The sequence below is a fragment of the Altererythrobacter lutimaris genome (genome assembly GCF_013371495.1).
Lineage (GTDB): Bacteria > Pseudomonadota > Alphaproteobacteria > Sphingomonadales > Sphingomonadaceae > Erythrobacter > Erythrobacter lutimaris_A.
Genome location: NZ_JABWTA010000001.1, coordinates 1,962,927 through 1,987,301 on the forward strand (window position 1 = coordinate 1,962,927; position 24,375 = coordinate 1,987,301).

At 57.1% G+C, this 24,375-nt stretch carries 31 protein-coding genes; 13 read left to right on the forward strand and 18 right to left on the reverse strand.

What is annotated here, in order from left to right; all coding sequences use genetic code 11:
* Positions 1-46: 46 nt before the first annotated feature.
* Positions 47-832 carry a cold-shock protein gene (locus tag HUO12_RS14615; RefSeq protein WP_176273318.1) on the reverse strand — a complete coding sequence of 262 codons (786 nt, stop codon included), beginning with the start codon at positions 830-832 and terminating at the stop codon, positions 47-49.
* 283 nt (positions 833-1,115) lie between these two features.
* Between HUO12_RS14615 and HUO12_RS09475 the strand changes: the two genes are divergently transcribed.
* The 5 genes from HUO12_RS09475 to HUO12_RS09495 are packed head-to-tail and all read left to right on the forward strand — an operon-like array spanning position 1,116 to position 4,993.
* Positions 1,116-1,556, forward strand: a complete 441-nt coding sequence (locus HUO12_RS09475; RefSeq protein WP_176273319.1) for a TIGR01244 family sulfur transferase — start codon at positions 1,116-1,118, stop codon at positions 1,554-1,556.
* A gap of 20 nt (positions 1,557-1,576) precedes the next feature.
* Positions 1,577-1,993, forward strand: a complete 417-nt coding sequence (locus HUO12_RS09480; RefSeq protein ID WP_176273320.1) for a hypothetical protein — start codon at positions 1,577-1,579, stop codon at positions 1,991-1,993.
* Complete coding sequence (locus HUO12_RS09485; protein ID WP_176273321.1) at positions 1,986-2,945, forward strand: sterol desaturase family protein; 960 nt, start codon at positions 1,986-1,988, stop codon at positions 2,943-2,945. Before HUO12_RS09480 ends, HUO12_RS09485 begins: the two co-directional genes overlap by 8 nt.
* A gap of 24 nt (positions 2,946-2,969) precedes the next feature.
* On the forward strand, positions 2,970-4,556 hold the full coding sequence (locus HUO12_RS09490; protein WP_176273322.1) for a GMC family oxidoreductase: 1,587 nt from the start codon (positions 2,970-2,972) through the stop codon (positions 4,554-4,556).
* A gap of 53 nt (positions 4,557-4,609) precedes the next feature.
* Positions 4,610-4,993, forward strand: a complete 384-nt coding sequence (locus tag HUO12_RS09495; RefSeq protein ID WP_176273323.1) for a DUF4870 family protein — start codon at positions 4,610-4,612, stop codon at positions 4,991-4,993.
* Here HUO12_RS09495 and HUO12_RS09500 read toward each other — a convergent pair.
* Positions 4,990-5,220 (reverse strand): hypothetical protein, encoded by a 231-nt coding sequence (locus HUO12_RS09500; protein WP_232367358.1) that lies wholly within the window; start codon positions 5,218-5,220, stop codon positions 4,990-4,992. The two genes, HUO12_RS09495 and HUO12_RS09500, sit on opposite strands and share 4 nt — an antisense overlap.
* Positions 5,217-5,474 carry a YdcH family protein gene (locus tag HUO12_RS09505; RefSeq protein ID WP_176273324.1) on the reverse strand — a complete coding sequence of 86 codons (258 nt, stop codon included), beginning with the start codon at positions 5,472-5,474 and terminating at the stop codon, positions 5,217-5,219. The genes HUO12_RS09500 and HUO12_RS09505 overlap by 4 nt, the downstream gene beginning before the upstream one ends.
* Before the next feature lie 193 nt (positions 5,475-5,667).
* Here HUO12_RS09505 and HUO12_RS09510 point away from each other — a divergent pair, with 193 nt between their 5' ends.
* Together HUO12_RS09510 and HUO12_RS09515 are read left to right on the forward strand one after the other, a co-directional pair.
* Positions 5,668-6,243: a hypothetical protein gene (locus HUO12_RS09510; RefSeq protein WP_176273325.1), complete on the forward strand. Its 576-nt coding sequence runs from the start codon at positions 5,668-5,670 to the stop codon at positions 6,241-6,243.
* Positions 6,240-6,647: a hypothetical protein gene (locus tag HUO12_RS09515; RefSeq protein ID WP_176273326.1), complete on the forward strand. Its 408-nt coding sequence runs from the start codon at positions 6,240-6,242 to the stop codon at positions 6,645-6,647. Before HUO12_RS09510 ends, HUO12_RS09515 begins: the two co-directional genes overlap by 4 nt.
* On the opposite strand, the gene HUO12_RS09520 is transcribed toward HUO12_RS09515, so the two are convergent.
* The 3 genes from HUO12_RS09520 to HUO12_RS09530 all read right to left on the reverse strand — a co-directional run bounded on the left by HUO12_RS09520 (position 6,644) and on the right by HUO12_RS09530 (position 9,104).
* Positions 6,644-7,081 carry a hypothetical protein gene (locus HUO12_RS09520; protein ID WP_217905185.1) on the reverse strand — a complete coding sequence of 146 codons (438 nt, stop codon included), beginning with the start codon at positions 7,079-7,081 and terminating at the stop codon, positions 6,644-6,646. The two genes, HUO12_RS09515 and HUO12_RS09520, sit on opposite strands and share 4 nt — an antisense overlap.
* Before the next feature lie 179 nt (positions 7,082-7,260).
* Entirely contained in the window at positions 7,261-8,058 is a 798-nt protein-coding gene (locus HUO12_RS09525; protein WP_176273327.1) for a hypothetical protein, read from the reverse strand.
* Positions 8,055-9,104, reverse strand: coding sequence for a ribonucleotide-diphosphate reductase subunit beta (locus HUO12_RS09530; protein ID WP_176273328.1), 1,050 nt, complete (start codon positions 9,102-9,104; stop codon positions 8,055-8,057). Before HUO12_RS09530 ends, HUO12_RS09525 begins: the two co-directional genes overlap by 4 nt.
* A gap of 240 nt (positions 9,105-9,344) precedes the next feature.
* Here HUO12_RS09530 and HUO12_RS09535 point away from each other — a divergent pair, with 240 nt between their 5' ends.
* Positions 9,345-10,445, forward strand: a complete 1,101-nt coding sequence (locus HUO12_RS09535; RefSeq protein WP_176273329.1) for a GNAT family N-acetyltransferase — start codon at positions 9,345-9,347, stop codon at positions 10,443-10,445.
* On the opposite strand, the gene HUO12_RS09540 is transcribed toward HUO12_RS09535, so the two are convergent.
* The 12 genes from HUO12_RS09540 to HUO12_RS09595 form a co-directional block, all read right to left on the reverse strand.
* The gene (locus tag HUO12_RS09540) at positions 10,442-11,050 is read right to left on the reverse strand and encodes a class I SAM-dependent methyltransferase (protein ID WP_176273330.1); all 609 of its coding nucleotides are present in this window, start codon (positions 11,048-11,050) and stop codon (positions 10,442-10,444) included. The genes HUO12_RS09535 and HUO12_RS09540 overlap by 4 nt on opposite strands.
* Positions 11,047-11,712, reverse strand: a complete 666-nt coding sequence (locus tag HUO12_RS09545) for a polysaccharide deacetylase family protein (protein WP_176273331.1) — start codon at positions 11,710-11,712, stop codon at positions 11,047-11,049. Before HUO12_RS09545 ends, HUO12_RS09540 begins: the two co-directional genes overlap by 4 nt.
* The gene (locus HUO12_RS09550) at positions 11,709-12,785 is read right to left on the reverse strand and encodes a glycosyltransferase family 2 protein (protein WP_217905186.1); all 1,077 of its coding nucleotides are present in this window, start codon (positions 12,783-12,785) and stop codon (positions 11,709-11,711) included. Before HUO12_RS09550 ends, HUO12_RS09545 begins: the two co-directional genes overlap by 4 nt.
* Before the next feature lie 50 nt (positions 12,786-12,835).
* Positions 12,836-13,123, reverse strand: a complete 288-nt coding sequence (locus HUO12_RS09555; protein ID WP_176273332.1) for a hypothetical protein — start codon at positions 13,121-13,123, stop codon at positions 12,836-12,838.
* 16 nt (positions 13,124-13,139) lie between these two features.
* On the reverse strand, positions 13,140-13,364 hold the full coding sequence (locus tag HUO12_RS09560) for a hypothetical protein (protein WP_176273333.1): 225 nt from the start codon (positions 13,362-13,364) through the stop codon (positions 13,140-13,142).
* Positions 13,340-13,543, reverse strand: coding sequence for a hypothetical protein (locus tag HUO12_RS09565; protein WP_176273334.1), 204 nt, complete (start codon positions 13,541-13,543; stop codon positions 13,340-13,342). The genes HUO12_RS09560 and HUO12_RS09565 overlap by 25 nt, the downstream gene beginning before the upstream one ends.
* Positions 13,544-13,658: 115 nt before the next feature.
* Positions 13,659-14,006 carry a PilZ domain-containing protein gene (locus HUO12_RS09570; protein ID WP_176273335.1) on the reverse strand — a complete coding sequence of 116 codons (348 nt, stop codon included), beginning with the start codon at positions 14,004-14,006 and terminating at the stop codon, positions 13,659-13,661.
* A gap of 64 nt (positions 14,007-14,070) precedes the next feature.
* Complete coding sequence (locus HUO12_RS09575) at positions 14,071-14,253, reverse strand: hypothetical protein (protein ID WP_176273336.1); 183 nt, start codon at positions 14,251-14,253, stop codon at positions 14,071-14,073.
* 111 nt (positions 14,254-14,364) lie between these two features.
* Positions 14,365-16,428 (reverse strand): ribonucleoside-diphosphate reductase subunit alpha, encoded by a 2,064-nt coding sequence (locus HUO12_RS09580; protein ID WP_176273337.1) that lies wholly within the window; start codon positions 16,426-16,428, stop codon positions 14,365-14,367.
* A gap of 579 nt (positions 16,429-17,007) precedes the next feature.
* Complete coding sequence (locus HUO12_RS09585; protein WP_176273338.1) at positions 17,008-18,690, reverse strand: serine hydrolase domain-containing protein; 1,683 nt, start codon at positions 18,688-18,690, stop codon at positions 17,008-17,010.
* A 96-nt stretch (positions 18,691-18,786) separates the two neighbouring features.
* Positions 18,787-19,692, reverse strand: coding sequence for an alpha/beta fold hydrolase (locus HUO12_RS09590; RefSeq protein ID WP_176273339.1), 906 nt, complete (start codon positions 19,690-19,692; stop codon positions 18,787-18,789).
* Positions 19,693-19,806: 114 nt separating this feature from the next.
* The gene (locus tag HUO12_RS09595; RefSeq protein ID WP_176273340.1) at positions 19,807-20,301 is read right to left on the reverse strand and encodes a hypothetical protein; all 495 of its coding nucleotides are present in this window, start codon (positions 20,299-20,301) and stop codon (positions 19,807-19,809) included.
* A gap of 365 nt (positions 20,302-20,666) precedes the next feature.
* On the opposite strand from HUO12_RS09595, the gene HUO12_RS09600 reads away from it, so the two are divergent.
* The 5 genes from HUO12_RS09600 to HUO12_RS09620 all read left to right on the forward strand — a co-directional run bounded on the left by HUO12_RS09600 (position 20,667) and on the right by HUO12_RS09620 (position 24,339).
* Positions 20,667-21,230: an RNA polymerase sigma factor gene (locus HUO12_RS09600; protein ID WP_176273341.1), complete on the forward strand. Its 564-nt coding sequence runs from the start codon at positions 20,667-20,669 to the stop codon at positions 21,228-21,230.
* Positions 21,227-21,613, forward strand: coding sequence for a DUF6768 family protein (locus HUO12_RS14535; protein WP_232367359.1), 387 nt, complete (start codon positions 21,227-21,229; stop codon positions 21,611-21,613). Before HUO12_RS09600 ends, HUO12_RS14535 begins: the two co-directional genes overlap by 4 nt.
* Positions 21,614-21,684: 71 nt before the next feature.
* Entirely contained in the window at positions 21,685-22,377 is a 693-nt protein-coding gene (locus tag HUO12_RS09610) for a DUF4197 family protein (RefSeq protein WP_232367360.1), read from the forward strand.
* Between the two features lie 139 nt (positions 22,378-22,516).
* Positions 22,517-22,912: a BlaI/MecI/CopY family transcriptional regulator gene (locus HUO12_RS09615; RefSeq protein WP_176273342.1), complete on the forward strand. Its 396-nt coding sequence runs from the start codon at positions 22,517-22,519 to the stop codon at positions 22,910-22,912.
* On the forward strand, positions 22,909-24,339 hold the full coding sequence (locus HUO12_RS09620; RefSeq protein WP_176273343.1) for a M23/M56 family metallopeptidase: 1,431 nt from the start codon (positions 22,909-22,911) through the stop codon (positions 24,337-24,339). Before HUO12_RS09615 ends, HUO12_RS09620 begins: the two co-directional genes overlap by 4 nt.
* Positions 24,340-24,375 lie beyond the last annotated feature (36 nt).

Consider the following 24,375-nt stretch of genomic DNA (forward strand, 5'->3'; position numbering starts at 1 on the left):
TAGTTTGTCGCTAGCCGCGGGTCAAACCGCTGGCTGAGCAGGCTCATCAACCTTGAACGGGCACGAGGTTGACCGCCGAGTATTTCCCTCGTCGGTCGACTTCGAGATCGAACTCGAACCGTTCGCCTTCATTGATGCCTTGCAAGCCGGACCGCTCAACTGCACTGATGTGCACGAACGCATCGGGTTGACCGTCATCGCGCGTCAGGAAGCCAAAACCCTTCATCGAGTTGAAGAACTTGACTGTGCCTGTCGCTTTTTCACCGGTCAGCTCACGCTGCGGAGCTGCACTGCGCTGCTCTACCTGGATCACGTCACCGACAATCTGGATATCTTGTGCAGATACCTTGCCGCCACGGTCTACGAGATTGAACTCAAGCTCCTGACCTTCAGCCAATCCCTCAAGACCAGCACGCTCAACTGCACTGATGTGAATGAACACATCTTCGCCGCCGGTTTCCTGCTGAATGAAGCCGAATCCCTTCTGGCTGTTGAAGAATTTGACGGTGCCTTTGCCGGTTCCAACGACCTGTGCTGGCATGCGGTTGAATCCGCCGCCGTCACCGCCGCTGCCGCCACCGCCACGAGGGCCACCGCCTCCTGGGCCACCGCGATTGCCACCGCCGAAACGGTCGCCTCCACCGCCGCCGAAGCGATCTCCACCGCCGCCGCCGTAGCCGCCGCGATCATCGCGTCTGCCGCCAAAACCGCCGCGGTCATTACCAAAATCGGAAGGTGGCTTGTAGCCTTCACCGCCGAATGGATCGAAACTGTCTTCGCCGAATCCGTCGCGCTTGTCTTTGCCGCGCCGACGGCCTCTATCGTAACCCATAACTCAAAAAATACCTTGTCATCCCGCCCAAAAATCTACGGTGTCGGAAACAGGGACGGCATTCCGTTCCGAACACGCAAGAAGAGTAGACTCGACGCCTAAACCCCACCTCACCATTCGCGGCATAGCGCAAAAATACGCTTTGAGCGAATGATTTAAGGTTACAAAGCTTTATGGCGCAGCTTTGTGACATTTTGGCAAATCCTGAATTTTTGGCTAATTGGACATCCCGATCCCTGCATCGTCATGACAGTGCGCAGAAATTCAAGAAAGTTGCCGAACCATGCCCGATTTCCGCCTCTTATCCGACACGATGTTTGCCAGCCCTCAAATTTCGTCCGCGGATCTTGCGCTGGCGGCAGAACGTGGCGTCACACTTGTAATCAACAACCGGCCTGACGGCGAAGCGCCTGACGAACCACAAGGCCCTGAAATCGAAGCGGCGGCTAATGCCGCTGGGATGCGATATCTTGCTATCCCAATAGGTCATTCGGGATTTAGTGAACCGCAGGTCGAAGCCATGCAGCAAGCGCTCGCCGCGAATACTGGCAAAACGCTTGCATATTGCCGGTCAGGTACCCGCTCGACCTTTCTGTGGGCTCTCGCGCAAGCGCGCGCCGGTGCAAATCCGATTGAAATCGCTGCTGCCGCGAACGCTGCGGGCTACGATGTCTCACCAATCCAGCCCGCACTTGATATGTTCGCGAGCCAAGCCCGCGACTGACCAATCTCGACGAGCTGCCCGTGCTGATACCCGCTGAAACCTTGCAATTTGCAGGATCGCTCGTCGCGATTCTGATACTTGCATGGCTGGTAAAGCGCCTCGGACTTGGGAGAAATCCAACGCTTGCGGATGACGATCATGCGAAGACCGTCGCGGCTGAAGTGCATGATGGATTCGTAGCAGAATCGGTCGCGCGTGATGAAAAGGGTGAGGGTGCCTTACTGCGCGATGCCCGAGGGCGGACCATGGTGCTCAAGCCGCACGGTGTGCATTTTGCCGGCCGCATCCTCACATCAAGCGCTTCCGCAACGCTCTCGGGCAGTAGCCTTCAGATCATGTCTGGCGAGAAACGCTTCGGCGACGTGTATTTGACGATTGAAGACGCCGCCTATTGGGCTGAGGCCATCAATCGACTACACGAAGCGGGCAATGCCTGATTTTTCGCCTGTTGATTATGCCGTACCCGGCTTTGTGCTGCTCGTCCTGATCGAGATGATCTGGGCTTGGAAGCGCAAGCCGCAAGCTTACGAAGCCAAGGACACACTCACCAGCCTCGCCTTTGGGCTCGGAAGCACGGTGTCGGGCCTCATCTTCGGCGGATTTTTCTTCCTTCTGTTTCTGACCGTTTGGGAACACCGCGTCTTAGACTTCGGACCCGAATGGTGGGCTGTCTGGTGGACATGGCCGCTGTGCTTCGTACTCGACGACCTCAAATATTACTGGGTGCATCGCGCGGGGCATCGCATTCGCTGGATGTGGGCTGCTCATGTGAACCATCACTCGAGCCAGCACTACAATCTCTCGACAGCTTTGCGGCAGACTTGGACTGGGCCATTCACGTTCGGCTTCTTGTTCGCACTCCCATTAGTTCTTCTTGGCTTCCACCCAGCAATGATCGCGATCTGCGGTGGCTTCAATCTGATCTACCAGTTCTGGATCCACACAGAAGCAATCGACAAAATGCCGCGTTGGTTTGAGGCAGTCATGAACACGCCAAGCCATCACCGTGTGCATCACGCCACCAACCCGCGTTATCTCGATCGCAATTACGCGGGCGTTTTCATCATCTGGGACAAACTGTTCGGCACGTTCGAGCCCGAAACCGAAGACGAGAAAATTCGCTATGGGATCGTCAAGCAACTCGGCAGCTTCAACTTGTTATGGTCTGTGTTTCACGAGTGGGTTGGGATGCTTAGCGATATCTGGCGAGCACCATGGAAGCACAAGCTGTCTTACCTTCTGCGCGAGCCCGGCTGGACACATGACGGTAGCCACGACACCTCCGACATGATCCGTTCGCGCTGGAAAGAGCGACAAACACAAGCTGGCACTCAAGAAAACCAAGTTTCATTGCAAAACCCGATTGCGAGCGGGCGTGAGGCTGCCTAACATCGCTCTCCAAGAGGAGAGACAATGGACACGTTCGATTATGTCGTTATTGGTGGAGGCAGTGCGGGCAGCGCGGTCACAGGCCGGCTAGCAGAAGATGGAGCAAGCTCGGTTTGCTTGCTGGAAGCTGGCGGCCGCAACGACAACTTTCTGGTCAAGACGCCCGGCTTCATGCCGTTCCTTTTGAAGAATACCAATTACCGCTACGACACCGTCCCGCAGAAAGGCCTCAACGGTCGTATCGGTTATCAGCCGCGCGGCAAAGGGCTCGGTGGATCATCGGCAATCAACGCAATGGTCTATATTCGCGGAAATGCCTGGGACTATGACAACTGGGCCGCGATGGGCTGCACCGGCTGGGCCTATGCCGACGTATTGCCTTACTTCAAACGTAGCGAAGGCAATGTGCGCGGCAAGAGCGAGTATCACGGCGGCGAGGGTCCGCTCTCGGTCTCTGACCAGCATTGGACCAACCCCACCAGCCGCGCCTTCGTTGAGAGTGCCGCGGCGCTTCAACTGCCCACCACTGACGACTTCAACGATAACAGTCAGGCAGGCTTCGGCATTTATCAAGTGACCCAAAAAGATGGCGAGCGCTGGTCAGCCGCTCGCGCCTATGTCGAGCCTTTGCGCGAGAAGCCCAATCTCGACATTCGCACAGGCACTCTGGTTGAGAAGCTCGTGATCGAGAATGGCCGGGTGACCGGCGTTGCAATCAAGCGCGGCCGCAAGCGCGAAGTGGTGTCCGCATGCAAAGGCGTGATCCTGTCCGCTGGCGCATTTAACTCTCCGCAAATCCTGATGCTGTCCGGCATTGGTCCGGCCGAGCATTTGCGCGAACATGGCGTGGATGTCGTGCTCGACAAGCCTGCTGTTGGCAGCGATTTGCAGGATCATATCGACTATGTTTCCGGATGGGAGACGGAATCCAAAGAGCCGATTGGTGACTCGCTGTCGGGCACCTGGAAGATGGTCAAAGGCATTGTCGAACATCGGCGCAAGCGCACGGGCATCATGACGACGCCTTATGCCGAAAGCGGCGGTTTCTGGACTGTCATGCCCGATAGCCCGGCACCAGATATCCAGTGGCATTTCGTACCGGCCATGCTCGAAGACCATGGCCGCGAGAAGATCAAAGGCCATGGCTTCTCCCTCCATGCCTGCGTGCTGCGCCCGGAAAGCCGCGGCACGGTCCGATTGAATTCCGGCAATGCTGCCGATGCGCCACGGATCGATCCGAACTTCCTCGAAGATGACCGCGACATCGCGACACTGCGCGCAGGTGTGCGCCTGTCGCACCGCATTGCAGAAGCTCCGCCGCTTACGGACTATAAGCCCAAGGATCGCCACGCGATCGATTTGAATGATGATGCCGCGCTTGACGAGCTCATCCGCAACCGCGCAGACACCGTCTACCACCCTGTGGGCACTTGCCGCATGGGATCAGACGAAAACGCGGTAGTCGACCCGAGCTTGAAGGCCCGCGGGATCGATGGCCTTTGGATCGCCGATGCGTCAATCATGCCGAAGATCGTGTCCGGAAACACCAACGCGCCGAGCATCATGATCGGCGAGCGTTGCGCTGACTTTGTGAAAGCCGCCACCGCTTGATGCGCGCTCCTCATCCTGTATGCTGCCCGGATTGATCGAGGGAAATATCAGCCATGGACGACAAGAGCACACCGACACAGCGCAATAGCGGCCCGCCTGCAACAGGCGGCTTCGACCTCAATCGGCCGAGCATTATCAGCCTGCTCTATCTGGCGAGCTTCGTGACAGGTGTCACCGGCCTTGTCGGCATCGTTCTTGCGCATATCTGGCGCGGCGAAAGCCACGAGCCATGGGTCTCTTCGCACTACACCTATCTCATTCGCACCTTCTGGATCGGCTTTGCTGCGAGCGTTGTGGCCTTCTTTCTCAGCTTTATCCTGATCGGTGTGCTGCTCTTCCCGCTTATCGCGATCTGGGTCGGCGTGCGCAGCGTTCTGAGCATGGTCAAAGCGCAAAAGCACGAGCCCATGCCGGAGCCTGAAACACTCGCTTTCTAGGGCTCGCTCGCCTCGCTTTCATCATTGGCGACATTGGTCATCTCCGTATCCGGCAGATCGACCTCAACCGCGTTGGGATCCTCTCGCGAGACGATCAGCTCGCCGCCGCTCATGTCCTCGGCATCCGCCTCATAGCTTTTCTCTTCAGCCTGGTTGCACGCCGCCACCGCAAGCGTTGCAACCAGCGCCAAAGTCAAGCGCGGTCCGTGTTCGTCGTGCCCCCTCATGCGGCAAGCTCCCTCGCTTTTGTAACGATCGCGGTAATCTCGTCGAGCAATTCGAGCCGCTGCTTCTTCAGCGTCTCCATCCGCTCATCACTGGCAGCCTCGGCCTGAGCTTCGATGCGGTGCACATCGCGGTTTACCGTGTGATACGCCTCCGCAAGCCGCGCGAAATGCGCATCCGACTGCTTCAATCGCGTCAGCACTTCGCGATCACGCTTGAAGATCGCCGTGAGTTCATTGGGTGTGTGCTGGGACATGGGCCGAGCCTCTCCTTTTTCCATTGGTAGAAGGAGACAATGGCCGATCAAACCGCCACGCGCCTTGATCCAGATCAAGCATGTTGGATACGCATGTTACACAGTCCAGGGAGAAAAACTTCGCACACCCAATTCGGGCGTAAAGTGCTGATAGGATGAGAAAAATCGCCATTCCATTCGCTTAGCAGCGCAAATGGCGTGTAGGACAGGGATATTCGCGCCGCCAGCATGGACACATCCAGCTTGGCAAGCGGCGCGCGGCGCGCTTATCCTGCGTCCTATGGGAAAAGTGCGCGCTTGCGAATTGCCCGAAGGCAGCCTGCTCGCCGGATTTGGCGGGGCAGATGACTATCGCGATTGTTTCTGCCGCGAGGTGCCGGGCGAAGTGTCGCTCGAGCAATATATCGAGCGGTTTTATTCGAGCGCGGTGTTCCGGCCGGAGCGGGTTGTGCTTGGCCTGATCGGGAGAGGCGCGTCAGCGGAGGACATCCGCGCGCTGGCCAGCGGCGAGAGCGATCAGATTGCTGTGTGGAAAGTGGTAGAACGCAAACCCGATGAGATCCTGCTGCTCTCGCGTGACACCAACACGGCGAGTTGGCTGGCGGTGTCCTCAAGTAGCGAAGCGGTAGGACAGACAAAAAATAAAACCAAACTCCTCTTCGGTTCATGGGTTGGCGGCATCAATGAATCTCGCTGGCGCGTGATGCTCGCCCCGCATGTGTGGTACTCGCGGCTGCTGCTGGAGAGCGCGGCGAAGGGGCTGTCATGATGCGGATTGTCACAGCGGCCTTCGCCTATTTCGCGATTGTTTTCGGACTGGGTTTCGTGCTGGGAACGCTGCGCGTGCTGTGGCTCGCCCCGATGGTGGGCGAGACGATTGCCGGATTTATCGAGATGCCGATCATTCTCGGCGCAAGCTGGCTCGCCGCGCTGTGGCTGGTCGGCAAATTCGCGATCACACGCAGCCGCGAAGCGCTCGCCATGGGTGCGCTCGCCTTTGCGCTGCTTATGATGGCTGAAGTGGGGCTCGGCGTGGGCCTGTTTGAAATGACCCCGCGCGAATGGCTCGCCTCGGTCACGCAACCGCCGGGTCTCTACGGCTTGATCGGACAGGTTGTCTTTGGCCTTATGCCTTGGCTGGTGGTGTTGAGGGGGCTGGCTAGAAGCCGCTAGGCTTGGTCGGCGTGCTCAATGACGCGGCGGCAAAGCGCCACAAATTGCTCGTAACTCAGATCGTTTTTCGCGTCATTTGTGCGCCACGCGCAAATCACGAAGTCATAGCGACCATCCTCACCCGAAACGTGGTCAACCGTCGGTAGCAGCGCAAACTGCGCCTTGTATTCTGATCGGCCTGCCTTCGACTTGGCATTGTCATAAGTGCTGATGAGCGACCAATCGAGCTTCTCACCTGTGTAATAGTCATGTGTGCCATGGTCGCAGACAGCAGCGTGAATGGCCTTGCGATATTCCTCCCCACTAATGGCGTGATCCACACGCTTGCGATCACGCCTGAGGTGAGTGGCAGCCTTGCGCCGAAGCCAGCGAATATAGGTGGAATGGTCGATGCCCAGCTCGGGCGGAACGGTGTACCAACTCTTGTCAGACATGCTGTCGGAATGCCGCAGGGTTGAGAGGGCGGTCAAGCAGGGTGAATAGCAATCGACCGCTCAGGAAGGATCGGAACGGCGGGACTATTGGCGGTGAGAGATGTTGCGCCATTTCTACCGCCTTTCCCTTGCAATATATGTTCGAGTCCATCGGCTGCAATAAAAGCAGTTAGTGCATCCTAGTCAGAGAAAGATTTGGCTATGACTGCAAACGGATTTAGCTCGATTTTCCTACTTTCCGTCCCGTCGATCACCTTGAACTTTGTCGCGCACTCCTTGTCTACGATCAGCCTATTGTTGTCCTTATCGACGGCCAGAAAGCTGTCGGCATCGTCCTTCAGAATAACCTTTTCATGGCATCGAGGCCCTGAAATACTATCAAGTTCTACTCGAACAAGAGAGGCGTACTGCCCATCCTCAAGACCATTCAATGAGACTGATATAAACGCGAACGACAGCCAGAAGATTGGCATAATTGCATTCACAGTCAGACCTTTATGCACTGCAAAGGCCGATAGCGATGATGCGAATAGAAGAACCAACGGGAAAATCATCAAGAACCAAAATATGTAGCCTTCGATCATTGAGGATACGGCACCAACCACAAGGAGAGCCAAAGCAAGCAAACCTACAAATGCGTGCTGTGAGTATTTCAATCCTTTGGCCACTCTCGCACCAGCTTTTGAGTGCCGCGATTCAATCTGATCATCAGTTTGGTACGACCAAGCCCCAATAATCAGACCAAGCCCACCGAATAGATACAATGGCGCGACTTCCGCGAGAGAGACAGAGAATACTTCGGTCGGTGATGCGAAATATATCAGTCCGTTACCGAACGAGTAGTAATAAAAAAAGAGGTAAACGAAGCAACAGAATATGTGAAGTGCTGGAATCAGCACGAAAAGGTCTTTGGCTTTGCTTAGCCAGGGGTCCAGCCACTTGAGAGCATCTGGACTCACCGCACCTCCGTCACTCACTCCGCAGCTTCGGTTTCCCCGAACATGTCCGGGCCTTCATCGACAGCCTCTTCCTCGTTCGCCGCCTTCGCCTTCTGGCGCTTGTCAAAGCTTGACCACACGTCCTGCCAATTGCCCTTCGTCGCGCCCTTCGAATATTCGGTCGCGCGGGTTTCGAAGAAGTTCGCATGCTCCACGCCGTTCAGCAGCGGGGCGAGCCAGGGCAGCGGGTGGTCTTCGACCATGTAGATCGGCTGCAGGCCGAGCTGGCCCAGGCGCCAGTCCGCGATGTAGCGGATATACTTCTTGATCTCCTTCGCGGTCATGCCGCTGACGGGGCCCATCTCGAAAGCGAGATCGATGAAGTTGTCTTCCAGGCGCACCGACTTCTGGCAGATGTCGATGATGTCTTCCTTCACCGCCTTGGTGTAGCAATCGCGCTCGCGCACGAATTCGTGGAACAGCCGCACGATGCCCTCGCAGTGGAGGCTCTCGTCGCGCACCGACCAGCTGACGATCTGGCCCATGCCCTTCATCTTGTTGAAGCGCGGGAAGTTCATCAGCATCGCGAAGCTCGCGAACAGCTGCATGCCTTCGGTAAAGCCGCCGAACACCGCGAGCGTGCGGGCGATATCCTCGTCCGTGTCCACGCCGAACAGCTGCAGGTAATCATGCTTGTCCTTCATTTCCTCATATTCGAGGAACGCGCTGTACTCGCTCTCCGGCATGCCGATCGTGTCAAGCAAGTGGCTATACGCCGCGATGTGCACCGTCTCCATATTGGAGAACGCGGTGAGCATCATCTTGACTTCAGTCGGCTTGAACACGCGGCCATATTTGTCGTGGTAGCAATCCTGCACTTCGACGTCGGCCTGCGTGAAGAACCGGAAGATCTGTGTGAGCAGGTTGCGCTCATGCTCAGTGATCTTTTGCGCCCAGTCGCGGCAGTCCTCGCCCAGCGGCACTTCCTCTGGCATCCAGTGGATCTGCTGCTGGCGTTTCCAGAACTCGTAAGCCCACGGATATTCAAAGGGCTTGTAGGTCTTACGGGCTTCGAGCAACGACATCTTGTGGTCTCCAGTGAATCAGTGCGAAATTTCAATATAGAGAATCATTCGCTGAAAACGAAGGCAAGAGCGGTATTTAGGCTGGGGATAGAACGTGCTTTTTTTGAGTCCGGCTGAGGCGGGTTGCAAGCCGCGCAACCCGCTGCATTGCGAAGTGTGCAATCTGCCCTCTTGCCAGCCGCCCAAGGCATGGCCAATGCTGGCGTTTGAGACGCAAAAAAGTGAGCGAACGCAAGCAGAGTGATCGACATTGCCCAGGCACATTCCGGCGACTGGCCTGCGATCGCGCGCTTCGTCGAGCGGTGCTATGGCGCATCTGCGCGATACAAAGGTGAAGCGCGATGGCGCTGGCAGATGGAGCAAGCGCCTTACCCGATGGCAAGCGCATCCCATCCGCCGAGCTGGATCGCGCACGACGGTGCAGAAGTGGTCGGCCAAATCTCGCTTCAACCAGGACGCCTATGGCTAAGCGGTGAGCCGCTCGACATTGGCTGGATCGTCGATGTGATGATCGACGAACGCTATCGCGGGAAAGGGCTCGGGCATCGCCTCTATGGCGCTATCCTTGATGCCGGGCATGTTGCAGTGACACTCACCATGGCGCCAGCCACGCGGCAGATTGCGATGCGCGCTGGCAGCGTCGAACTGCCTCCGGTGGCTCAATTGCTGCGCGCGCAAAACCTCTCGCAAGCAACGATACGCCGCTGGGCGGAACACTCCGCTGAAGCCGGTGGCAGAGCAGGCCGGATCAGGCATGTGACGCCTGTTGCAAAGGCTGTGCTCGACCTCGTCTCGATCATGAGCAAGCCGCGCTCGCAAAACCCGGACTTAGTGTCAAAGGTGCATGCTGTGGACCGCGTCGACAAACGAGACCTCGAGCAATGGCAAGAACGCATACAAAGCGGAGCGCTCACAGGCTTCGACCGTTCCGACGCATTCTGGCGTTGGCGGTTCGAGAACGCGCCAGACCTCGACTATCGTTTCGCCAAGCTCTCAGGCGACGGCAAGGCACGCGGCATTATGGCTTGGCGCGAACCGCTGTCCTGCGAACTGCCAGTTGGCACGATTGCCGATGTGCTTTGCGATCCTGAAGATGGTGAAGGAATGGAGGCACTGCTCCACTATGGCTTGAGCGAATTACAGCATTGCGAAGCTGTGATTGCGGGCGCCTCGACAGAGTGCGAAATCACAGCCTATCGCAAGGCGGGGTTCAAGCCGGTAAAATGGCACCGTCCGACTGTGTCAGCTCGTGACACGGCAGTACTCGAAAAGATTGAGTCAGCAAGCCAGTGGCGCATGACAAAAGCTGACCACGATTGGGACCAGGTCCATCCGTGTTAATTCGCATCGCTGTCGGCAGCTTTGCGAGACCAGGCCCGGCATATCCAGCGCAGATCCCCCTCTTCGATCGCCTCCAATTGCTCCCAGCCCGAGCCGTTCAGCAGCTGTTCGAGCGGCGCAAATCGCGCGTCGTAAACTGTAACGAACACTTGGTCGGACATTGACTGCAAGCTGGCAATCAGGCCGGCAGGATCAGCCGAATAATAGAGCACCTCGCAGGCAGTAATAAGGTCGAACCTTTGACCGGGAAACAGCGCTTCGATATCCTCGCCTGCGCCGACTTCGAATTGCGCATCCGGGCAACGCGCTCTCGCCCGTTGAATTGCCCGCGTACTGACATCGAGCCCGGTCAGGCGCTCGCAAACCTCGGCAAGGACAAGCGATTGCGCGCCTTCTCCACATCCCAGCTCAAGCAAATGGCCCACTTTGCCAAAGCGCTGTTCGATCCTGCGATTGGTCTCAACAAAACGTGCGCGCTCATTCGCGTTATCGAGCCCCCACGGGTCGCTTGCGCGGTACAATGCGTCAAGCCGATCATACCGCCCGCTAAATTGAGAACCGCGTAGCCAGAAGCGCTGCCATAGTGTTGAGAAGAAGCCGCTCACGCTATATGCCTGCGATATAGCTGCCCGCCCGCCTGGCGAGCGCGCTGTGCGAGGGTCCAGCGACCTGAGAGAAGCACATCCAGCCGCTCTTCTTTCATATCGGCGCGCAGGGTATTGCGCGGCCATATCTTCGCTGCGCGATCGCGCAAAGGGCCGCCATCACTGGTATGAATGCGGGTAAAGCGGCGGTCCTTGAGCCAGTTCATGACCCGGCGATCATAAGCGCCAAAAGGGATCGCAACCTCGTCAACCGCCTGGCCCAGCGCATCCTCAATCTCCGCTCTCGCTGTGACGGTTTCATCCTCAAGCGCTTTATCGTCAAGCTTGCGCCAATCGACATGGTCACGACCATGAAGACCGATTGTCATGCCCATGTCCTTAAGCGCAATCAGATCCTCACGAGACAGGTATTTCGGCTGCGACAGCCGTCCCGCAAGGACAAAAAAGCGCGCGGAGAAGCCTCGCTCTGCCAGAACGGATGCACCAATCAGATCAGACTTGTTTCCATCATCAAAGGTAAAGCTGAATTGCGTCCGATCACTTCGGCTAGTGATGCGATCCACCAGCTTCGTGAAGTGCTCCACGCCAAGCCAGTAAGGGCGTTCGTCATCGTCCACACCGCTATGCGGATCGCCAAGCCCATGCAGATTGAGCACAATCATCGCGGCATGCGCTCGCGATGTCTGGGAGAGAATGCAAGGTCATGGGATTGCGGCGCCAAAAGCGCGCGCACATCAGCTGGCGGCGGAAGTTCCAATGCGCCAGCGATGATTGCACGCGCTTCGCTGAACGCGCCGACAGGGATGAGCTGTATGACCTTTGCCAAAACGAACACATAGGCGCCTACCGCGCTTAAAGGTAGAAAGCGTCGTACAAAACGCATGCGATTTCGATAGTTGAAATAATTGGCAAAGGGCGATGGACGCCGTCCGATTGATGTGGTGCCAATCACAGTTCCACCGTGGTGCAAGACCTCTGCTTCCGGCACCACCCGAAGCTCCAAATCACCGCGCCGGAAAGCCCAATCCACTTCCTCATAATAGAGGAAGTAATCCTCCTCCATCAGGCCGACATTCTCAAGGAACCGACGGGATGCAACACAATTCGCCCCAGTAATGAAATCAAGTTCGTCCGCGACCGGCATGCGCGCTGAAGCGGCTTCGCGCCCCCAATTCACCGACTGGCAAACACCGGTCCAGCGTGAAACTTTTCCGCCATCCGTCTGGACACGATCAGGGTGGTCGTGAAATCGTGTGCGGCCGCCCATCAGCGCGAAATTGCCGTCGGCACCGGCCCTTGCGTAGTTCTCAGCTGTGTCAGGCAACACCACACAATCGGGGTTGAGTAGCCAGAACAGTTCAATCTCCGCATCTTGCATCAGCAATGAAAGGCCGCGATTTGTAGCTTCCGCGAAACCGCCGTTCACAGGCGAGCGAATGAGTGTCAACGTAGCGTCGCTGCCCTCAAGATTTTCGCTAACTTTCTCAGCAAAGCTAACAGTCTCTGCGTGTTCGTTTGCCCATGCACGAACTACGTCGCACGTATCATCCTCGCTTGCATTGTCAGTAATGACAATGCGGAGACGCACACCTTGGCTAAGGAGGAGACTGGACAAACAGTTGGCGATGATCTTGGCGGAATTGTAGGTGACAATTGCAACGCCAATCACGGGCTGGTCCACAGGCTGAACCATCGCGGTCTGCACTTGCTGATCGTGAACTGGATCGCCTGACATGGCCTTGCAATGTCATGCAGAGTTTCAGTTTTCAAGCGGGCGGGTTGGCTCTAACCCCTGCTACGGCTCTTCGAGCCGAAAAAGCTTCCGCCGCCCAGCACGGTTATCCCGAGGAAGAAGCCAAAATCGTACCAACCGCCGGTGTTTGGCACCGCATAGACCGCGATCTCAGGTGAGAAGAGCGAGCCGATCCATGCCCACGGGAAGACAAAGCCGTGCCACAGCCCCCACCAGAAACCCGGCACATCAGCGCCGCTTGCGACACCTGCATCGATCTGGTTCGCGCAGGCTGAGAGCAGCAAAGCGAACGCGGCTGCGCATAGGATCCGGGTGGTCATGCAAACTTCTCCAGGCTCAGGTCAGCAATCGCAGGATTATAAACCATACAACGCCAATGAACAGCAGCGCGATCAGCGCTTGCGTCATGACAATGCCTGCGCCTTTACCGCGCTGGCCTTGCCTGAATGCGGCGATCAGCATGATCACGGCTATGATAGTGCCAGCAACACCGATCCAGATTGGGTTCACAAGCGAAGCTCCACGAATATGGGCATTCAGAACAATACGATCGCGCCCCATTCCGGCACGAGGATGTTGAGAACGACATAGAGCGCGAATGGCAAGATCAGTGATGCAAGCGCGAGGAATGGAAACGCAGCTTCCGAAATCGCGCCGGTTGAACGCAGCTTAATGAAAATCGGGATTTCTGTAAGCGCGATAAAGCCGAAGGCGAGCGGCAGAAACAGACCGAGCGTCATGTCAGGTCTGCGCCGATAAAGTGCTGAATTGCCATGCTGCGCCCTCTCCCATTGAGAATGAGAGACTAGGCCAGTTGACCGCCGAACGGCAAGTGCTTGATTTGAATGTTACGCTTTAGACAAACCGCAAAGCTTCGACGCCGGGCGCGCCGTCCGGGATTTCCGCACCAATGGCAGACCAGTCCTGCGCTGCCAGCTTCTGCAACAGCTCGTCGCTTAGCGGACTACGAAACTCCAGCCCCACCTGGTCGCCGCGGCGCCATGTCGCTTGCACCATATGCGGGCCAGTATTGGCAAAATAGAGATGAAGCCGCTCGCCCTTGCGGATTTGCTCGGAAGGATCGAGCAATTTGCACCCGCCGTCAGACACGTCCGCAAGCAAGCTCTGCCATTCGCGGCCATTGCTGTTGCGACAGCCAGCGAGCGCTTGCAGCTCTTTGCGGGAAGTCTTGCGGGTTTTCATGGTGAAGCCGGCGGTAAGGCTAAATCACCAAGAAATCCTTGCCAGATGGCTTGGGCGCGGGAGGTCAACCGCCGCGATAGAAATTGGCTAAGGCGATCATCATGATCATGCACAGGCCGAGCACCAGATGCTTGCGTCCGCCTGCCTGGTCGCCGGAACGCAGCAGCACTGCACCGCGCCATGCATTCAGGATCGCAAGCACGCCAACGATGACGACAGCGCTGATAAAGAGTGTGTCACGATCCATGTGGTTTCCCCTCGTCCCGGACTTCGATCCTATCTCGCTGAACTGGAAAAAGAAACAGCCCGACAAGTTACCTTGCCGGGCCGTCTCGATGTTTACTTTCTAAATCGGTCCTTACTGACAGGCCAGGCATTCCTCATAATCGGTCTGCTGCTCGCCAAGTTCTGCCTTCAATTCGATCTTCTGCGCGTCGGCTGTGTTGTCCGCTTCCACGCCGCCGGCAAAGCCTGCGCGCTGGACTGACTTCGAGCGGAGATAATAGAGCGACTTGATGCCTTTCTCCCATGCCTGGAAGTGCAGCATCATCAGGTCCCACTTGTCGACGTCTGCCGGGATGAACAGGTTCAGAGACTGCGCCTGATCGACATAAGGCGAACGGTCTGCTGCGAATTCGAGCAGCCAGCGCTGGTCGATTTCGAAGCTGGTCTTGAAGGCCGCTTTCTCTTCATCATCGAGGAAGTCCAGGTGCTGGACGCTGCCGCCCTGCTCAAGGATCGAGTTCCATACTTGCGTTGAATCCTTGCTCTTCTCGCGCAGGATCTTCTCAAGATACGGGTTCTTCACAATGAAGGAGCCGGACAGCGTCTTGTGCGTGTAGATGTTTGCAGGGATCGGCTCGATACAAGCCGACGTACCGCCGCAAATGATCGAGATCGACGCGGTCGGCGCGATCGCCATCTTGCAGCTGAAGCGCTCCATCGCGCCCATTTCTTCTGCATCCGGGCATGCACCGCGTTCTTGCGCGAGCAGCATGCTCGCCTCGGACGCCTTGCCCTGGATATGCTTGAACATCTTCAGGTTCCAGACCTTCGCCATCGGGCTTTCAAAGCCGATCTTCTTGGACTGAAGGAAAGAGTGGAAGCCCATCACGCCGAGGCCGACGCTCCGTTCGCGGCTGGCGGAGTATTTCGCGCGCGCCATTTCATCGGGCGCACGGTCGATATAGTCCTGCAGCACATTGTCGAGGAAGCGCATGACGTCCTCGATAAAGGTCTTGTCGCCGTTCCACTCATCCCATTTCTCAAGATTGAGCGATGAGAGGCAGCACACAGCCGTGCGGTCATTGCCCAAGTGGTCAATACCGGTCGGCAGGGTGATTTCCGAGCACAGGTTGGACGTTGACACCTTAAGGCCGAGATCGCGGTGATGCTTGGGCATCATGCGGTTCACAGTGTCGTTGAACACGATGTAAGGCTCGCCCGTTGCCAGGCGGGTTTCAACGAGCTTCTGGAACAGCGAGCGCGCATCAACAGTGCCGCGCACTTCGCCGGTCTTAGGCGATTTCAAGTCAAACTCTGCGCCATCACGCACCGCTTCCATGAACTCGTCGGTGACGAGCACGCCATGGTGCAGGTTCAGCGCCTTGCGGTTGAAGTCGCCCGATGGCTTGCGGATTTCGAGGAACTCTTCGATTTCGGGGTGCGAAATATCGAGATAGCAAGCCGCCGAACCGCGCCGCAGCGACCCTTGCGAGATCGCGAGCGTGAGCGAGTCCATCACGCGCACGAACGGAATGATGCCGCTGGTCTTGCCGTTAAGGCCGACCGGCTCACCAATGCCGCGCACATGGCCCCAATAGGTGCCGATGCCGCCACCTTTGGACGCAAGCCAGACATTCTCGTTCCAGGTTCCAACGATGCCGTTCAAGCTGTCTTCGACCGAATTCAGATAGCAGCTGATCGGTAGACCGCGGCTGGTGCCGCCATTGGACAGCACGGGCGTGGCTGGCATGAACCACAGATTGGAAATGTAGTCATAAAGACGCTGGGCATGATCCTGATCATCGGCATAGGCATCGGCCACGCGCGCAAAGAGGTCCTGGTAGCTTTCATTGGGCAGCAGGTAGCGGTCGGTCAGAGTTTCCTTGCCGAACTCGGTCAGATTGTCGTCGCGCGCTTCATCGGTCACGATCGTGAACCGGCGCGGATTGACCTTCTTGCTGTCGCCATCAACCGCGGCCTTGGCTGCTTCAGCCACAGCACCGGCAAGCGCTTCACCTGCTTTTTCCGCGATCAGCTCTTCCGAGCCTTTGTCCTGCTTTTCCATTGTTACTGCCTTCGCGCTCTTTTGCGCCGCCTTCTTTGCGGACCGAGTCTTCGCTTTGGGTGTGTCGCTCACACCTTCCGCGTTCTCTGTTTCCAGCCCCATTGCTGCGTCGTCCCCGGTCCTGAATTCCATGTCTGTTAAGCCCCACTCTCTTCGCTTCGTTCACGCTACGCGTTTACCCGCGCATGTTCCTGATGTGTTCGACTCGGTGAGATCACCCTCACCTAGCAAGTTTTCAGCGCCAACGGGGGATTAGTTTTCCCGTCTTTGCCCACAGTTACGCTGTGAATTGCCCGAAAAAGACCTGACTCTACCCCCGGCATGAGAAATAGGGTTCCTCATGTCGTATAACTAGGTCTTGTGGGTGAACCCGCAGCTCCAACTACTAGATACTGAATCAGAGGCGGTTCATGTGCAAGAGGGTTAATATCAATTTTACGTTGCGTAATGGCGCAAACTGCTAGTGTGTTATGCCAGCGATACGCCGCGACGCGTGGACAATCCTAGGGTTTTCGACTGCGCAAGCCCAAAAATGAATCTGCGAAAAAATTTTTGCGGGCAAAAGGATGCTTGAGGGGTTGTGAATCAATAGAATCCTGTCGCGCAAGATTCGAATCCGGATCGCTAACCGTTAGCAGCAAAAAACGGGCTCGCTGATTGTGAATCGGCGAGCCATTCTTTGGCTTCAGTTCGTTCTGAAATGCGAATCGGTCAGTCGGTATCCTGGACCCGATCGAGCCGCATTTCCTGACCGCCCTGGCCGATTACCGCTGCAGCGATTGCGCCGTCTTCCTCAACCATGCGAACAGAGGCGTCGACGCCTTGCACGGCAAACTCAGTCTGGCTCTCAGCCACCAGATTAAGCACCGGCTGCGAATTAAGCTTAGCCGTCAGCTTGCCGTCTTCGTCCACAGCAAGCACCAGCGTTCCGATCTCGCTGGTGTAGGAGCCTGCGTACGTCGCCATCACTTCTGGCGCGATAAGGACTACGGGCGCGGCCTCTACCGGACCGACCCAAGTGGCGACTTCGGGTTGCGATGCACCGTTCTGATGCATCTCCATCTGAAGATCTCCGTCCGCATCGCGTGTGATCGCGAACCATGTGAGACTGGATGAGCCATAGAAGAAGCGGTCATCGCCAACCGGGTAGACTTCGCTTTCCGAGCGGCCCGTGCGCAAAGTGTAGAGCTTTCCATCGCGTTCGTAGAACTTGCGCGTTTCCTGATCGTTGATACGGAACTCGCCCAGCAACGGGCTGACCGCATCCATGTCGAGCGGCACCGCAGCAAAGTTCTCAAACGGGTCGCCCAAAGCCATTGCTGCCACTCGGACAGTTACACCGCTTGCAGACATGCCGGGCGAATCAGTGTTGTTGAACACCGCGATGAAAATGTCTTCATCGGGCAGATAGATGCTGTCGGTGTTGAAGCCATTGATGCCGCCGCCATGGCCAATCACTTCGCGACCGCGAATGTCCTGACGGTCCAGGCCGAGACCATATTCGTTCTCAGACCCATCGTTGAGGACGGTAGGCGCAATCATCTGAGCGTAGAGCTTGTCACTCAGCACTTCGCCACTATGCAGCGCATTGCCCCAAGTCGCCAAGTCGAGCACGGAGCCGCGCAAAGCGCCTGCAGCCGCCGGAACGCTCGCATGGATGCCTCCCGCGGGCTGGATCTCCCCTTCGCCGGTGCGTGTATAACCGATCGCCATGTCAGACGTCGTTGCTTCGTCGGCGAAGCTTGCAATTGTTGAAGTGCCGAGCGGCACGGAAATCTGCTCGACAACCACTTGATCCCACGGCTTGCCTGTGACCGCTTCGATTACCGCGCCAACCAGGATGTAGCCGCTATTGTTATAAGCCCACGCGTCTCCGGGCGCGAAGTCCATATCGCGATCCCTGAAAACTTCGATCATCTCGGCAGTAGAGAAATTGCGCGTAAGATTGGCAGGGTTCATCCACCCTGGAATGCTGGTGTAGGACGAAATGCCGGACGTGTGATTGAGGAGTTGGCGAACAGTCACATCAGCACCGGCCTCGGGGTAATCAGGCACGAATTTCGACAGCGGATCATCCAGCGAGAGCGCACCTTGTGCGACCAATTGCAGCAGCGCCGCAGAAGCGATTTGCTTTGTAATCGAGCCTAGCCGGAACACGGTCTCCGGCTTGATCGCTTCGCCCTGTTCAATGTTGGCCATGCCAATGCCGTTAGCATAAACGACTTCGCCACCTTCTGTGACGACGACTGCGACACCAGGCTCATCTGCTTCGAAATTGGCGCTCAGGAGCGCATCCACGTCCTCGGCAAAGCCTTCCGGTACCGCGAGTGCTGGCGTGGCGGTGAATGCGGCGGTCGCAAGCAAAGCCGCTGCGAAACGTGTACGAAGTTGCAAAACATCTCTCCCAATTACTGTATTACAACGATAATACAGTGCGGCGGGATTTCAAGTGCCTTTGCAATCAATCATCTCATGCGGGCGGCGAATGCCCTAGGCGGCCTGACGTGCGCTCTGTGAGCTATGCGCATGCTCTGCGATCGCATCGGCCATTGTGTCGACCAGTTCCGAAGGCAAATCATGGCCCCAGCCGGGATAGGTCTTAAGCGTTGCACCGGGAATGGCAGCAGCGGTTGCTTTGCCGCCCTCCAGCTTAACGAGAGGATCGGCTTCACCATGCAGGACAAGCGTTGGTGTCGATACCGACTTCAAGCGCTCGGTCCGGTCGCCGTCATCGATGATCGCAGCAAGCTGACGAGGAAGCCCTGCGGGATACACACTGCGCTTCACGCTTTCACGAACGCGTGTCTCAAGCCGCTCTGGGTCAAGACGATAGCCCGGACTGCCAATCGCAAGCGCGACCATCTTGCCGCGCTCCACCAGGTATTCCTCATCCATCGACTTCAATGGCGCTGTGAGCGCTTTGATTGCAGGCTTGTCTGCCTGTGGCAGCTTCGGATTGCCGGTGGTTGAAAAGATCGAGGTCAGGCTCAGCAAACGGTGCTCGTGCTCGATCGCCATGAGCTGCGCGATCATACCGCCCATGCTCGCGCCAACCACATGCGCCTGCTCGATCTCTAACGCCTCCAGCACGCCCGCCGCATCTGCTGCCATATCGCTGAGCGAGTACGGCACTTTGGGCGGAAAGCCGAGCCGCGAAAACAGGATCTGACGCAGGACACCAGGCGCCTTCGCTCCATCGAACTTGTGGCTAAGCCCGATATCGCGATTGTCGAACCGGATCACCCGGAAGCCGCGCATCGCAAGCGCTTCAACAAACTCTATCGGCCACAAAGTCATCTGGGCGCCGAGCCCCATGACAAGCAGCATGGGCGGTGCATCTTTGGCACCGTGTTCGTCGTAGAAAAGCTCTAATCCATTCGCTTGAATATGCGGCATAATGCGATGCGCCCCTTGCCTTGATACTATTTACTGACACGGCGCGATGGACACGCCCTTGATGTCACATAAATGCATTAAGGCAAAAGGCACAACCGCAAGCTGTCCAAGAGACTAGAGCGCAATCGCGATATATGTGCGCTTGCCGCCATTAGCTGCAAGCCGCGCGCGTTCGCTCTTAGCCAGCTCTTTGGCAAATTGGTCCCGCTGTTGGCGCGATTCAGCAAAGATGATGTTTGCGACGAAGGTCTGGTCCTGAACATTGCGCACGGGCGCTTCATCCAAGTCCTGCAAACGCCGCACAGCGTCTTTCGCGAGCCTGTCAGTCAACATATTGCCGGTCTTCTGCATATATTCGAAATTGTGGGCCTTGCCCTTGTCGTTGAGCGTGAAGCGCAGCTGCACAATGCCGTTCTTGGGCTGATATCCGGGTTTGTGCTGCGCAAGATAGAGCTGACGCTCTAGATCTGAAGTGATCTCGGCCGTCCAGGCTTCCATCGCGGCTTCTGACTGGACCACGATTGGCTCGCTGCCAGCAAGCGCCGGAGTGGCAAGACCTGCAAGTACAAGCGCAGCAGGGGCGAACAAGCGGGGGAATGTATTCTTCATCGGTTCATCCTTTCGTGAAATCGTCACGGATGACCGGCCATCATGTGTCTCGAGCCGCGCAGCACCAGTCCCATTGCGTAACGCAGCTTGGGCATGCGGTCGATCGAGAGACAGCCTGGACAAGCTCGCATCGCGGGGACAAGCGCTTGGGGGGCCAGACTGCCTCCTGATATGTAAAATGCGCCTCACGCGCTGCCACTTCAATCGCGCATCGACCAGTGGTTCGCTAGGATCGCCACAAGTCCCATCTTACCCGACCAATCGCAAACGAGCCTCGACAAACGCCGCAGACAGAAATTTGCTGCTAGAGTGAACCGGATAGCGGGCCAGATGCACTGTACAGGCATGATGGACGGGAAAAAATTATGGCTGAGCACAATTCGCGCAAGATGCGTGGCCGCGCGCTGGACGCTTATCTGGTGGCAAGTGCGCAAGCCGGTAGCCGAACAGCTCTCAATCAGTTGGCGCGCAGATGGCACCCCAAACTGCTCGCCCATGCAAGGCGGCTCACAGGCGAGGCAGAGCTCGCCGAAGAGGCTGTCCAGCACGGATGGAGCGCAATTGTCCGCGGCATCAGCCGCCTCAAAGAGGCAAGCGCTTTTCCGGCTTGGGCATACCGCATTGTCTCGCGCAGCTGTGCGGGGGAAATCGGACGGATTACGCGTCGGCGCAAGCTCGCGGTGGCGTTTGCTCGCGAGCCGCAAGCGACCGCTTCAGAACCGATTGAACCGGACGAACACAGCACCTTGCGCGCAGCCATCCGCGAGCTTGATCCGCCCCATCGCGCGGCCATTGCGCTCTATCACTTTGAAGAGCTCAGCGTCGCGGAAGTCGCCGTCGCGCTCGATATCCCTGCAGGCACAGTGAAAACGCGCCTGATGAATGCCCGCAAAAAATTGCGCCAAATCCTTGAAGGAGAAGCCTCATGACCACCAAAACCACCGACGAGCTCGACCAGATGATCGACGCCGCGCTTGATGCAGAAGAGCGCGAGCTGCTCAGCCAGATCGGCGAAGAGCCGGGCTACTTCAGCCAGGTCTGGGGCCTGTTTGGCGGGCAGCTCGGCTGGGTTACCTGGCTCTTGATGATCATCCAGACTGTGATGTTCATCGCAAGTGTCTATGCCGCGATCCAATTCTTCAATGCGACCGACACACTTGTAGCCCTGCACTGGGGCCTGCCCGCTGTCGCGCTGCTTCTCATGTCTGCCATGACCAAATTCCTGCTCTGGCCGAGCATGCAAACCAATCGCGTCCTGCGCGAATTGAAGCGCGTTGAGCTCCAGATCGCGCGCGCCAATCATCGCGGTTGATAGGCGAGCGCCTTGCTTAATCGCTCCTCATCTGGAAGACTTCACGTCAGACGGATGAGGAGGTAAGGGTTATGGCGCAGTTTCAAATGCTTGGACGCAGAGGGTTTATTGCCGGAGCGGGGGCTGGATTGCTTGTCCTTCCCTTTGCATCACCGCTGCGCGCACAAGGCCTGACGGACCTCCTCGCGATGGCGTCTGACAGTGCGCTCGACAAGCTGGCTCAACCCGATGCGTTTTATGATGACGAAGACATCCGCATCAAACTGCCGCTGATCGGCGGGCTGGATCTTGGCGGCATTGGCGGCGCTTTGGGCGGTCTGTTCGGCAGACGCTCGCGCATCAATCCGCTGGCTGGCCTCACACGGACCGTCAACGATGCTGCAGGCGCGGCGGCTGGCGAAGCCAAGCCCATCTTCCGCGAAAGCATCGGCGCGCTTGAACTGTCAGACGCGCCGGGCATAATCGGTAACGATGATGGCGGCACGCGGTACTTGCGTGAAAGCTCTGGTGGGACCCTGAATGGCAAGCTGCGCCCGCTGGTGGATGACGCAATGACCAGCCTTGGCGCTTATGGCCAGCTTGATGAGCTGGGCGAGAAGTATGAGCTTGTCCGCGATGCGGGGCTAACCAGCGAGAAGCTGGGAGACAGCGTGACTGAGCAAGCGCTCGACGGCATCTTTGCCTATATGGGCAAGGAAGAAGCGAAGTTCCGCGCGAACCCGCTGGAGAAGGCTGGTGGTTTGCTAAAGGGCTTGCTGGATTGAGTGATTCCGGCCCGCCCCTTTCGACGCATAAAAGTCGATGGCCGACGAAGAGCGATAATCGGACGAAGCGAACGTTTTGGAGATACCAAGCGATTTCATAGCCATTGACGATTGGTGACATTTGTCGCCATATGGCGACATGAAACCATCACAAACCGAGTTGCCGATCTTGCAGCACCTTTGGGGTAAAGGAGCTCAGAGTGTGGGCGAAATCCATCAGGCTGTAGGCCCGGAGCTGAATTGGTCGCGTTCCTCTACGCGCAAAACCGTTGAACGGATGGTCGAAAAGGGCCTGTTGTCGGTCAGTGAGGAACATGGCCTCAACATTTACCGCGCTAAAGCACGCAAAGTGCCAACACTAGCAGGATTGATCCGAAATTTTGCCAACGATGTTTTGGGCCTGGATGGACCGCTACCCGTAGCGAGCCTCGTCAAAAGTCGCCTCTTGGATGAGAGCGAGCTGGCCGAACTCGAAGCTCTGCTAGGGCAAGAAGATAAGGCAGACAGGACTGCAGGAAAGCGCGACAGGTCATGAGCGAAATGCTTTTCTATTTGTTGGCGCTTCTGGCCACCGGCGGGATTATATGCCTCACCCTGTTCGCCGTTTCATCGGCCATGCCGATCTTGAAATTTTGGGGCGGCCTTTGGGCAACGGGACTGATCGTGAGTGTATTTATTCCGCTCGCCGGTGGAGCTTTGACAGTCCTCGCGCCCAGCATGCAGACACCGGCCATTCTGTCTGCAACGCCCGGCGTACTTCATACCGTTTTCGATGCCAGCCTCTTCTCGGGACCGGGTGAGATGACAGGCAATGTCTCGCCCATTATCATCCGTGACGTCGGTCCCACACTTCTTTTAGGGCTCTACATCACTGTCCTTTTGACTGGGCTCATCCGGCTTATCGCAGGGCGACGGCGTGCACAAGCGATGGCATTTCAGGCGCAAGGCCCATACGAGCTCGATGGTATCGCATTCTGGGTATCGTCGGAAGCCGGAGCACCTTTTGCGATCAGCCGAGGGTTCGGACAAGACAATGCACGCATCATCATGCCGGCTCGGTTCGAAGCACAGCTCAACGATTTATCACTCTCACTCATCCTCAGGCACGAACAGGCGCATATCAAGCGTCGGGATGACCAGCTTGGCCTGCTTTTACGGGTTGTTGTCGCGGTTTGCTGGTTCAGCCCGTTTGCGCACATCTTGTTCGCGCGCTGGAGCCAGTCCGCAGAAATCCAATGCGACGCTGCAGCTGTCGCGAACCGTCCAACCGAAATGCGGCGCGTCTTTGCAAATACGTTGCTTGAGGCGCTTCACATAACGGCGGACCGGGTACGGCAATACCCGGCCGCCTCCTTCTCAACCCATCGAATTTGGAGCGAAAAGATGAGAATTACTCAGATTATGAAAGGAAGCCCCGCTGTTTTCAAGCGCAGCGTTGGGGCCATCGTGTTGGCCTGTCTCGCTGTACCGGCAACAGCGATTGGCGCAATGTCGATCGCAGCGCATGGCAAACAAGCGGCATATACGGTAACGACGCCGCCGGCCACACAAGTGATCGCGCATATCAAAATTGTTGAAGGCAAGATTACTGCACGCTTTGGGCAGAGAGCCGATCCCTTCGATGATGGAAAAATCAAAACCCATAATGGCATCGATATCGCTGCTCCAATTGGAACGCCTATTAGAGCTCCATCTGACGGCGTGATTGTTGAAGCGACAAAACTGTTTGATAATAAACCGGCCTACGGTCTAGTCGTGGTGCATATGTCTGGCGATGGCACTCAGACCTTGTTTTCACATTTGGATGAATTCAGCGTCGTGACGGGTCAGAGCGTTACAGCCGGGCAAGAGATCGCCAAAGTCGGCAATTCCGGGCGTAGCACGGGTCCACATGTTCATGTAGAAACTATCCGCAATGGCGAACGGGTTGACCCGCTATCGATCTGGCCGACGCTTCAATAAGCAGCTCATTGCAGGAATGAATGTCCAGAAAACGCC

Coding starts and splice junctions, on each gene's coding strand:
- HUO12_RS09490 (WP_176273322.1), top strand. CDS start 2,970: ATGGACACGTTCGATTATGTCGTTATTGGTGGAGGCAGTGCGGGCAGC.
- HUO12_RS09580 (WP_176273337.1), bottom strand. CDS start 16,428: ATGGAATTCAGGACCGGGGACGACGCAGCAATGGGGCTGGAAACAGAG.
- HUO12_RS09565 (WP_176273334.1), bottom strand. CDS start 13,543: ATGACGCTCGGTCTGTTTCTGCCGCTCGCCTTCGGCTTTATCGCGCTT.
- HUO12_RS14615 (WP_176273318.1), bottom strand. CDS start 832: ATGGGTTACGATAGAGGCCGTCGGCGCGGCAAAGACAAGCGCGACGGA.
- HUO12_RS09545 (WP_176273331.1), bottom strand. CDS start 11,712: ATGATTGTGCTCAATCTGCATGGGCTTGGCGATCCGCATAGCGGTGTG.
- HUO12_RS09475 (WP_176273319.1), top strand. CDS start 1,116: ATGCCCGATTTCCGCCTCTTATCCGACACGATGTTTGCCAGCCCTCAA.
- HUO12_RS14535 (WP_232367359.1), top strand. CDS start 21,227: ATGACCACCAAAACCACCGACGAGCTCGACCAGATGATCGACGCCGCG.
- HUO12_RS09505 (WP_176273324.1), bottom strand. CDS start 5,474: ATGTCCCAGCACACACCCAATGAACTCACGGCGATCTTCAAGCGTGAT.
- HUO12_RS09560 (WP_176273333.1), bottom strand. CDS start 13,364: ATGGGGCGCGATCGTATTGTTCTGAATGCCCATATTCGTGGAGCTTCG.
- HUO12_RS09495 (WP_176273323.1), top strand. CDS start 4,610: ATGGACGACAAGAGCACACCGACACAGCGCAATAGCGGCCCGCCTGCA.
- HUO12_RS09510 (WP_176273325.1), top strand. CDS start 5,668: ATGGCGTGTAGGACAGGGATATTCGCGCCGCCAGCATGGACACATCCA.
- HUO12_RS09555 (WP_176273332.1), bottom strand. CDS start 13,123: ATGACCACCCGGATCCTATGCGCAGCCGCGTTCGCTTTGCTGCTCTCA.
- HUO12_RS09570 (WP_176273335.1), bottom strand. CDS start 14,006: ATGAAAACCCGCAAGACTTCCCGCAAAGAGCTGCAAGCGCTCGCTGGC.
- HUO12_RS09530 (WP_176273328.1), bottom strand. CDS start 9,104: ATGTCGTTGCTCGAAGCCCGTAAGACCTACAAGCCCTTTGAATATCCG.
- HUO12_RS09595 (WP_176273340.1), bottom strand. CDS start 20,301: ATGAAGAATACATTCCCCCGCTTGTTCGCCCCTGCTGCGCTTGTACTT.
- HUO12_RS09515 (WP_176273326.1), top strand. CDS start 6,240: ATGATGCGGATTGTCACAGCGGCCTTCGCCTATTTCGCGATTGTTTTC.
- HUO12_RS09485 (WP_176273321.1), top strand. CDS start 1,986: ATGCCTGATTTTTCGCCTGTTGATTATGCCGTACCCGGCTTTGTGCTG.
- HUO12_RS09520 (WP_217905185.1), bottom strand. CDS start 7,081: ATGTCTGACAAGAGTTGGTACACCGTTCCGCCCGAGCTGGGCATCGAC.
- HUO12_RS09615 (WP_176273342.1), top strand. CDS start 22,517: ATGAAACCATCACAAACCGAGTTGCCGATCTTGCAGCACCTTTGGGGT.
- HUO12_RS09600 (WP_176273341.1), top strand. CDS start 20,667: ATGGCTGAGCACAATTCGCGCAAGATGCGTGGCCGCGCGCTGGACGCT.
- HUO12_RS09590 (WP_176273339.1), bottom strand. CDS start 19,692: ATGCCGCATATTCAAGCGAATGGATTAGAGCTTTTCTACGACGAACAC.
- HUO12_RS09550 (WP_217905186.1), bottom strand. CDS start 12,785: ATGTCAGGCGATCCAGTTCACGATCAGCAAGTGCAGACCGCGATGGTT.
- HUO12_RS09575 (WP_176273336.1), bottom strand. CDS start 14,253: ATGGATCGTGACACACTCTTTATCAGCGCTGTCGTCATCGTTGGCGTG.
- HUO12_RS09610 (WP_232367360.1), top strand. CDS start 21,685: ATGGCGCAGTTTCAAATGCTTGGACGCAGAGGGTTTATTGCCGGAGCG.
- HUO12_RS09500 (WP_232367358.1), bottom strand. CDS start 5,220: ATGAGGGGGCACGACGAACACGGACCGCGCTTGACTTTGGCGCTGGTT.
- HUO12_RS09620 (WP_176273343.1), top strand. CDS start 22,909: ATGAGCGAAATGCTTTTCTATTTGTTGGCGCTTCTGGCCACCGGCGGG.